This window comes from Microvirga sp. P4_G7 (genome assembly GCF_056401005.1).
In genome coordinates this window covers 1-2,242 of record NZ_JBFUKD010000608.1, presented here as the reverse complement: position 1 = coordinate 2,242, position 2,242 = coordinate 1, and the positions used below count along the sequence as shown (strand labels likewise).

Here is a 2,242-nt window from a genome sequence, read left to right as displayed (position 1 = left end):
TCCGGATCTCGGCGCTTGAGATCGAGCATGACGTAGGCAACCCGCTGGCCGGGGCCATGATAGGTATATTGGCCGCCCCTCCCCGTCTGATGAACGGGGAAGCGATCCGGCTCGATGAGATCCTGAGGCTGCGCCGATGTTCCGGCCGTGTAGAGCGGAGGATGCTCGACCAGCCACACCAGCTCCCGCGCGGTCCCGTCCGCGATCGCCGCAACCCGATCCTCCATGAAGGCGACGGCGGCGCCATATTCGGTCAGGCCCTCGGTGACGAGCCATTCCACGGGATCATGGCCCGCGCGGGCTTCGAAACGGGATTCCAACGTGTCGCGCGCAACCACCAGAGTTCACCTTCAGCCGATTGCGATGGAATCGCAGCGGATCGTTGAGGAGCGCGGGTCCGCGGAAGGCGAGGCCAGCACGTCCAAAGTCATTTTATTGCGTTACCGCCGACAAAGCCACACGGTAAACCGTTGGTTTCGAACATGTTTATCCGATAGGATTTTCGCAAGCTCAACATTTTTCAGTCTCGCGCGCCGAGAGGCTTGTGATGCCGCAAACCATCTGCTAAAGCCTCCGCCTCTTCAGGAAAAACCCCTGACGAGACGACGTTCCGCGGCCATGGCGGAATTGGTAGACGCACTACCTTGAGGTGGTAGCGGGGAGACCCGTGGAGGTTCGAGTCCTCTTGGCCGCACCAACGTCGGAACGCTTCGAGCGTTACAAGCAAGGCCCTTTCGGGGGCCTTTTTTGTTGGCTGAAGAATATGGGGGGACGGAAGCGGCGAACCTGCCGGCGGGCTCGCATTTACCGCATTGTCCCTGTCACCGCGCACGCCTAAAAGACATGTGATCATCCCCTCAAGGACAGGCCCATGCAGAACGTCGAAGATCAGACGCCGTTTTCTGCGACCGACGGCGATACAGCCGACGTGCCCGCCTTTCGGGACGACGCCGGCGACGTCAATCCGGATTTCCTGCTGGACGTTTCGGACGCCATCCGCGCGTCGGATTCGACACGCCTGCAAAGGCTCATCGAGGATTTTCACGAATCCGATCTCGGCGACCTGATCGAAGCACTCGACACCGACAAGCGACCCCGCCTCATCGAACTGCTCGGATCGTCTTTCGACTTTACGGCGCTTACCGAAGTCGACGATTCCGTCCGTGAGGAAATTCTCGAGGAGCTCGAGACGCAGACCGTCGTCGAGGGTATGCGCGACCTCGATTCCGATGACGCCGTCATCATTCTCGAGAGCTTGGACGACGAGGACAAGGCGGAGGTTCTCGAAAAGCTGCCGGCGATGGAACGCGTCGCGATCCAACGCACCCTCGATTATCCCGAGGACAGCGCCGGCCGGCGGATGCAGACGGAGTTCATCGCCGTTCCACCGTTCTGGACCGTCGGACAGACCATCGATTTCATGCGCGAGACGACGGACCTTCCGGATACGTTCTACGAGATCTTCGTCATCGATCCGGCCGGTCATCTTCTCGGCGCCGTCGCCCTCGACCGGTTGCTGCGCTCCAAGCGGCCGGTGACGATCCAGGGGATCATGGACGACGAGCCCGACCGGGTGCGAGCCACGGAGCCCCAGGAAGAAGTGGCGCGCCTCTTCGAGCGCTACAACCTCGTCTCCGCCGCCGTGGTGGACGAAGAGAACAGGCTCGTCGGCGCCATCWTGGTCGACGACGTCGTCGACGTGCTGGAGGAAGAAGCCGACGCCGACATCAAGCAACTCGGCGGCGTCCATTCGGACGAAGAGCTATCCGACAACGTGCTCTACACGCAGAGGAGCCGTTTCCCATGGCTCTTCGCCAATATGTGCACCGCACTCATCGCGGCCAACGTCATCCGCCTGTTCGAGACCTCGCTCGAACACATGGTTTCCTTGGCGATCCTCATGCCGGTGGTCGCCTCGATGGGCGGCAATGCGGGAACTCAGACGATGACGGTGGCGGTGCGCGCATTGGCGACCCGGGAGCTCGGTCGTTCCAACGCCTGGCRCATCATCCGACGCGAGGCCCTGGTCGGCCTGCTCAACGGCATGGCCTTCGCGGTCATCATGGGCATCATCGCGGCGACATGGTTCCAGACCACTCAGCTCGGACTGGTGATCGGGATGGCGCTCATGACCGTCCTGCTCTTCGCGGCCCTCGGCGGCATCCTCGTGCCCTTGATGCTCAATCGCTTCGGAATCGACCCCGCGGTCTCCTCCGGTCCCTTCGTCACCAGCATCACGGAT

2 protein-coding genes and 1 tRNA gene are annotated in these 2,242 nt (G+C 62.0%); 2 read left to right on the top strand and 1 reads right to left on the bottom strand.

Translation table 11 applies throughout. The annotated features are described in order from the left end of the window. Positions 1 to 341 (bottom strand): lipoyl protein ligase domain-containing protein (locus AC1DT3_RS18555; protein ID WP_477466699.1); only part of this gene is annotated, 341 nt, incomplete at its 3' end. Between the two features lie 271 nt (positions 342 to 612). Here AC1DT3_RS18555 and AC1DT3_RS18550 point away from each other — a divergent pair. Together AC1DT3_RS18550 and mgtE are read left to right on the top strand one after the other, a co-directional pair. Next, positions 613 to 697 (top strand) — tRNA-Leu (locus AC1DT3_RS18550). 174 nt (positions 698 to 871) lie between these two features. Continuing rightward, positions 872 to 2,242, top strand: a 1,371-nt coding sequence (gene mgtE / locus AC1DT3_RS18545) for a magnesium transporter (RefSeq protein ID WP_477466698.1), incomplete at its 3' end; no start/stop codon positions are given.